This is a genomic window from Enterococcus sp. CSURQ0835 (assembly GCF_902706605.1).
In the GTDB taxonomy this organism is placed as follows: domain Bacteria; phylum Bacillota; class Bacilli; order Lactobacillales; family Enterococcaceae; genus Enterococcus_A.
In genome coordinates this window covers 99,455-106,487 of sequence record NZ_CACSLH010000007.1, presented here as the reverse complement: position 1 = coordinate 106,487, position 7,033 = coordinate 99,455, and the positions used below count along the sequence as shown (strand labels likewise).

Sequence of the window (7,033 nt, the reverse complement as noted above, 5' to 3'; positions counted from 1 at the left end):
TAATCTGATAGTGATGCGGTCGGTCAACCAGCATTATCTTATCATTTTGGGAGGCTTTTTTGATACCACGCTAAAAGCTTTTTGGAACCACCCGCATAGCAGGTGGTTTTCAAATCATACAAAAAAAAAATACGAACGACTATCAGCCGTCCGTATATTTATCGATATTATGCTCTGAAACGATCATGTTGACGATCGCCATCACGATTGCCACCATGATGGAAACCGAAAAACTAGAAAAGCCAAAATTCTGACTGCCGACGATCCATGAGGTCAGCTGCAACATTCCAGCGCTGATGACAAAGCTGAATAATCCAAACGTCAATAAGTTTAGCGGCAGTGACAAAAGTGTCAACACCGGTTTGACTAACATATTCAAAATGGATAAGACAAAACTTGCCACCACAGCCATCCAAAGACTTGCCACGATCACATGCGTAGGCAAGAGCACCGACATTGAAATAAAGATCAGTGTGTTAGCTATTAAGCGCTGTAAGTAAGTCATTAGAAATCGCTCCAGTCATCATCATCGATTTTATCTGCTTTTTTGCGTTCTCTTTTTGGTTCGTTCCAATTATTGTTACGGCCGTAATACGGATTGTTGTGTCCGTAACGGTCGGCGTTCCGTGGTCCCCGCGGAATTACGATCGCAAGTAAAATATATAACAAAACTGGCGCCCCGATAAAGAAGAAACTCAAGAAGACATAGATCACGCGAACGATCGTTGGGTCGATCCCGAAATATTCAGCGATCCCCGCCAAAGTCCCGGTCAAAACCACGTTCGTACTTGACTTCGTTAATTTTTTTCCCATTCTAGATCTTCCCTTTCTATTATTCATTATTTGTCAAAATCTTTCAAGAAAATACTGCCGCTAGTCGTGGAGACATCGACTTGGATCATCTCATCAGCTGTCCGTCTGAATTGTAATAAACGATTTGTCTTGTCCGTTTTTTCGCGAACAACTTCATAATCATTCATGCGTTGGTTGATGCTACCAAAGTTTGTTTTGGCGATCGCTTCTAACCCGATCTCAGTCGGTAGTGCGACTTTGACGTTTCCGTTGACTGAGCTTGCTTTGATCTTTTTCACATCCGCGTGGCCAGCAGTGATCTTGATATCTCCGTTGATCAGCGAGATCCCATAATTTTCAATGTCGGCTTTCAACGTAATTGTACCATTCACCGTTTCAATAATCGAATCTAAAATCTTGCCATTATCGATAGCGATATTGCCGTTGACGCCTTCGATCTCCACCATCGTCGCGTTGATTTGTTTCAACCAAATATTGCCGTTAGTCGTTTTCGCGTAGACATCTTTCGCTTCTAAATTATTGACATCCAAGTGGCCATTCAATAATTTGACCGCCACGTGATCATACGTCCGCCGTGGTAAGTTGAAAGTTAAATCAGCGTTGACCCGTTTGTTTGGCAATTGGAATGAGATATGATCATCATTGACTTCAATCTGGCTGCGTGCCATTAAAGAATCAAATGGTGTTTCTTCATTCATCTTGCCATACAATTTGACCTTGGCATCGACTTGGATCTTGTCTTCATCCCAAAGATTAAACGTGACTTTTCCGTTAGCTAGCTTCACATCGATCAAGGTTGGTGCAACATCGGTGTAGACGAATTGATGTTCAAATTTCGTCGTCGCAACACCGGGGACTTTCAAATTGATATCTTTCCAGTCCACATTGTTTTCAACGGTTTCAGACACACTCTTGAAAGTTTTTTTCGCTAGTCGGCCTAGTTGCAGACCTGCTTCGCCCAACTTTTCTCCGACTTGAGTAAATGTTTCAGTCGCTTGATCTTTCAAATCATCTGGCAAATCGAAATAATTTCGTTGCCCGGGTTTTTGTTTTTGATCTTGTTTGATCTGCGCTAATTTTGCTTCTTGTTCTGCCACTTCTTCAGCTTGTTCTAAGATCTGTTGTTCTAAACTTTTGATCTCAGCTTCAACACTGGAACGGATCGCTTCGTCTTCTTCGGATAAAGTTCCCAATTCTTCCTTCGTATCCAATTCCATCAAGTTTTCCTTTTTTTCCGCTAGACTAGCTTCCAATTCTTTTTTCGCTAAATTCGTCGCGTCAATGTGAACGGAGATTTTATTCGCTTCAGAAGCTAAATCCGCAAAATAATTTTCCAAATCGGCTAGCTCATCTTCTTTAGTTGGCTGATCAGACTTTGTTTCATCATCAGCTGCTTTATTTTCCCATTCATCAACTAAATGAGCAGCTTTGTCTTGTTCTTTATGATATGAATCCACTTTGTCCGCGGCTTTTTTCAATTGGGCTTCATCTTTTGCTTGAGCCATACTTTCTAACAGATCCAAACCTTCTTCGGTCGATAGGATACCTTTTTTCACTAATTCTAAAATTCGTTGTCGTTCATTCATAGAAATTGCCTCCTTAGCAATGAGTATCGTTCCTGTTTACATTTACTATTATGCAATGTTTTTATGATTTTGTCATAGGACTAAAGGAGTATCTTTTTTAGGACGAATGACGGACTGTGATTACAAGCAAATTCGCGCTGTCCGCGCTGTCTTAGAGGAAAGAAATTTCTCGCCGGCTTACCTCCTCCAGGCAAAAAAACCGATTGGAAAGCTGCGTTTAGCATTCCAATCGGCTTTTTGAATTTAGTATTAGCGGCTCGTTTCACATCCAGCTACGCTTAAAATTTTTCATTACGATTGCTGTTTAATTCGGTGATCTTACCGGTAGCTAGATAGACGATCCATTCACAGATATTCGTCACATAATCGCCAATGCGTTCCAAATAACTAGCAACGTGCAAGTAATCAGTCCCGCTGATGATCGTATCAGGCTCGTGTTCCATCGTATTTGTCGTCATATCGTAAATCTGTTGGAAATAATCGTTGACTTCTTCATCCATCAACGCGATCATGCGCGCATCTTTTTCATCGGTTTTAACGTAGGCCACCAGCACGTTATCCACCATTTTTTTCACGTAATCTGACATATCAGAGATCACTTTTTCAACTTCTGAGATCCGGGGCAGACCTTTTAGGCGAATCGTGGATTTTGCGACAGAAACCGCGTGATCCCCCATCCGTTCCAAATCCGAGCTGGCTTTCATGATCGTGATGATCGTCCGCAGATCGGTCGTGACCGGTTGTTGCAGCGCGATCATCTCAAAGCTTTTCTTTTCAAGCTTGACTTCCATATCATTGATCTCGACATCGTGATCGATCACTTCTTGAGCTAATACTTTATCGTGGTCAATGTATGAGCGGACGGATTTGTGGACCGCGCTGGAGACCATCATGCCCATTTCATAAAATTGATTGTGTAGATTTAACAACTCTTCTTCAAATTGTGTCCGTAACATGCGGAACCTCCTAACCAAATTTTCCTGAGATATAATCTTCAGTTTCTTGTCTTGCTGGGTCTAAAAAGATTTTTTTCGTGTTATCAAATTCAATCAATTCCCCTTGTAAAAAGAAAGCTGTCTTATCAGAGATCCGCGAAGCTTGTGACATGTTATGGGTCACGATGATGATCGTATAATCCTCTTTTAACTCCAACAACATGTTTTCGATCTTCCCTGTCGACACCGGATCTAATGCACTGGTCGGTTCATCCATTAAAATGATCTCAGGATTGACCGCTAACACCCGCGCGATGCAGACTCGTTGTTGCTGACCACCAGATAATGACAACGCACTTTGATGCAATTTATCTTTGACATCATTCCAGACGGAAGCAGCTTTCAAACTTTCTTCGACGACTTGATCTAATTTCGCTTTATCTTTCTCACCTTTCAATTTTAACCCATAAATGATATTTTCGTAAATCGAAAACGGAAATGGATTCGGTTGCTGAAAGACCATCCCGATTTCTTTGCGCAATTCCACCGTATCCGTGCGCGGACTATAAATATCACGATCTTTATACATGACGCTACCGGTGATCGTGACATCCGGAATCAGATCATTCATGCGATTCAAACAGCGTAAAAAAGTCGATTTCCCACAACCGGAAGGACCGATCATCGCGGTAATCTCCCCTTTTTCAAATTCTAAGTTGATCCCTTTCAACGCTTCTTTTTTTCCATAATATAAATGTAAATCTTTTGAGGTGATGATTTTATCGGCCATGTTTTTCCTCCATCTCTTAACCAAAGTGGCCCGAAACGTAATCTTCGGTGGATTGGATCTTCGGACGCGTAAAGATCTTCCGCGTTTCATCGTACTCGATAGCATAACCTAAATAGAAAAAGGCGGTGTAATCCGAGATCCGAGCCGCTTGTTGCATGTTGTGGGTCACGATGACGATCGTGTAATCTTCTTTTAATTGCACAAGCGTTTCTTCCACAGTCCCCGTTGAGATCGGGTCAAGCGCGCTGGCTGGCTCATCTAATAATAAAATATCAGGCTTCATGGCGATTGCCCGCGCGATACATAAACGCTGTTGCTGACCACCAGATAAAGCTAAGGCACTTTTATCTAGATTATCTTTAACTTGATCCCACAGTGCAGCTTGTTTCAAACTCGTTTCAACGATTTCGTCTAAAACTTTTTTATCGTGTTCACCGTGTTGCTTTAACGCAAAAGTGATATTTTCCCGAATTGATTTACTGAACGGATTCGGCCGTTGAAAGACCATGCCGATTCGTTTGCGCATCTCATAAACGTCAATATTTTTAGCATTGATGTCCACGCCTTTGTACATGATCTTACCGGTCACACGCGCGCTTGAGATGCCATCATTCATCCGGTTCAATGAGCGTAAGTACGTTGACTTCCCGCAACCGGAAGGCCCGATCAAGGCGGTGATTTTATTTTTTTCAAATTCCAGATCGACACCTTTGATCGCTTCATTATCACCGTAAAAGACGTGCAAGTCTTCGGTGTGGAGAGCGATCTCACCTGGCATCGTGATGATATGTTGGTCTGCTACATCGTATTCTTTCATGCTACTCTCCTTAGGCTGAAGTCAATTTTTTGTGGAGCCGTTTGCCGATCGCCCGCGCGCCGAAGTTAAACAACAACACCGCTAAGATCAAGACCGCAGAGGCACCAGCTGAGACACTGACACCATCTGGCATCGTGCCTTCTGTATTGATCTTCCAAATGTGGACCGCTAACGTTTCAGCTTGGCGAAAAATACTGATCGGACTTGAGACACTCAACGGATTCCAATTAGAAAAATCTAACGCTGGCGCACTTTGCCCCGCCGTATAGATCAAAGCTGCGGCTTCCCCAAAGATCCGACCCGAACTTAAAATGATCCCGGTCAAAATTCCCGGTGACGCATCGGGCACGACGATTTTTGTCACCGTTTCCCAACGTGATAAACCTAAAGCAAGACCTGCTTCTCGTTGCGTGTAATGGATCGCCCGCAATGACTCTTCGATATTTCGTGTCAAAAGCGGCAAGTTGAATAATGTCAACGCCAGCGCCCCAGATAAGATCGAAAAACCATAACCAAATTGAATCACAAAAACTAAGAAACCAAACAACCCGACGACTACTGATGGCAATGAACTCAAGATCTCGATCGAAGTCCGAATGATCCCCGTCACCCAATTGTCTGTCGCGTATTCTGATAAATAAATTCCTGCACCAAGTGAGATGGGAAAACTGATCAGCATCGTAATCAATAAAAGATACAGTGAGTTGAATAATTGGATACCGATCCCGCCGCCTTTTTGATACGCTTTAGACGGTTGCGTCAAAAATTCCCATGAGACATGCGGCAGGCCGCGAATCAAAATGTATAAGAGCAAGAAAGCCAAGATACACACGATCAAACCTGAAACGCCGTATAAGACGCCTGTTGCGATCTTGTCGGCTTTTTTTGCATTTTTCATTATTTCATCTCTCCTTTTTTCCCGATATAACGGATCACGATGTTAAAGACTAGAGACATCAAAAGTAAGATCAAGGCCAGTGACCATAAGACATTATTTTCGACCGTCCCCATGATCGTGTTCCCGATCCCCATCGTTAAGATCGAAGTCAAAGTCGAGGATGGCGTCGTTAAACTCGTCGGCATTAGCGCCGCATTCCCGATCACCATTTGGATCGCCAACGCTTCCCCGAACGCGCGTGCCATCCCAAAGACGACCGCAGTCAAAATTCCCGGAACAGCTGCTCGTAAAACGACTTTATAAATCGTTTGCCAACGCGTCCCACCTAGTGCCAATGAAGCTTCGCGATAATGCCGCGGCACGGATTTCAACGCATCGACAGTCATCGTCGTCACAGTCGGTAAAATCATGACGAACAAGACGAACGTTCCCGCTAAGATCCCAAAACCAGTTCCGCCAAAAATCGAGCGGATCATCGGCACGATCACTGATAGTCCGATAAACCCGTAAACGACTGATGGAATCCCAACTAATAATTCGATCACCGGCTGTAAGAAACGTTGTCCGCGATTAGGAGAGATCTCCGTCATAAAGACAGCTGCCCCGATGGCAAACGGTGTTGCAACGATCGCTGACAAAAAAGTGACGATAAATGAACCTAAGATCATCGGCAGCGCGCCGACTAATGGTTTGCCATCTGGACCGGTGGCACTTGGATTCCAAACCGTTCCGAATAAAAAGTCCATCACATTGATTTTATCCACAAAAAAAGTCGCTAATCCTTTGCTGGCGACAAAATAAAAAATAGCCGCGACCACAAACACGATCAATGCAATACAAATGAAACTGATAAATTTGCCTCGTTGTTCGATCCGGGCACGTTTTGATTTCGTAGTTAAAGCTTTCTTTACATCTTCCGTTTTCATCAAGGTCTTGCTCCCCCTCGTTTTCCTAATCTACCAGACTCATTTTACCGCCTGAACATCAATTTAATTTTAACCTCCCGTAACGATTCAATGACTTTTGTAAAGATTGTGTAAATAGAACGTTTACGGTTCGTTCCACCAGTTAGCGTGTGCGGCGTTTCCCTAAAAATTCAATAAAAAAAGAACGGTCGCCCGCTCTTCATGAAAATTTTTCCTTGCTCCATCAGTTCATGTGTCGGCCGAATCTGTGACTGATCACAGGAAAAAT

8 protein-coding genes are annotated in these 7,033 nt (G+C 43.2%); all 8 read right to left on the bottom strand.

All coding sequences use genetic code 11. From position 1 onward, the window contains the following. Positions 1–142 precede the first annotated feature (142 nt). The 8 genes from GVJ38_RS04860 to pstC all read right to left on the bottom strand — a co-directional run bounded on the left by GVJ38_RS04860 (position 143) and on the right by pstC (position 6,765). The gene (locus GVJ38_RS04860; RefSeq protein WP_159722052.1) at positions 143–505 is read right to left on the bottom strand and encodes a phage holin family protein; all 363 of its coding nucleotides are present in this window, start codon (positions 503–505) and stop codon (positions 143–145) included. Next, positions 505–813: a PspC domain-containing protein gene (locus GVJ38_RS04855; RefSeq protein WP_159722051.1), complete on the bottom strand. Its 309-nt coding sequence runs from the start codon at positions 811–813 to the stop codon at positions 505–507. The genes GVJ38_RS04860 and GVJ38_RS04855 overlap by 1 nt, the downstream gene beginning before the upstream one ends. Before the next feature lie 26 nt (positions 814–839). Next, positions 840–2,399, bottom strand: coding sequence for a daptomycin-sensing surface protein LiaX (gene liaX / locus GVJ38_RS04850; protein ID WP_159722050.1), 1,560 nt, complete (start codon positions 2,397–2,399; stop codon positions 840–842). 278 nt (positions 2,400–2,677) lie between these two features. Next, on the bottom strand, positions 2,678–3,355 hold the full coding sequence (gene phoU / locus GVJ38_RS04845; protein ID WP_159722049.1) for a phosphate signaling complex protein PhoU: 678 nt from the start codon (positions 3,353–3,355) through the stop codon (positions 2,678–2,680). A 10-nt stretch (positions 3,356–3,365) separates the two neighbouring features. After that, positions 3,366–4,124, bottom strand: coding sequence for a phosphate ABC transporter ATP-binding protein PstB (gene pstB, locus GVJ38_RS04840; protein ID WP_159722048.1), 759 nt, complete (start codon positions 4,122–4,124; stop codon positions 3,366–3,368). A 16-nt stretch (positions 4,125–4,140) separates the two neighbouring features. Further along, complete coding sequence (pstB, locus tag GVJ38_RS04835) at positions 4,141–4,941, bottom strand: phosphate ABC transporter ATP-binding protein PstB (RefSeq protein WP_159722047.1); 801 nt, start codon at positions 4,939–4,941, stop codon at positions 4,141–4,143. A gap of 10 nt (positions 4,942–4,951) precedes the next feature. Continuing rightward, entirely contained in the window at positions 4,952–5,839 is an 888-nt protein-coding gene (pstA, locus tag GVJ38_RS04830; RefSeq protein ID WP_159722046.1) for a phosphate ABC transporter permease PstA, read from the bottom strand. Then, positions 5,839–6,765, bottom strand: coding sequence for a phosphate ABC transporter permease subunit PstC (pstC, locus tag GVJ38_RS04825; RefSeq protein WP_159722045.1), 927 nt, complete (start codon positions 6,763–6,765; stop codon positions 5,839–5,841). The genes pstA and pstC overlap by 1 nt, the downstream gene beginning before the upstream one ends. Positions 6,766–7,033: the final 268 nt, after the last annotated feature.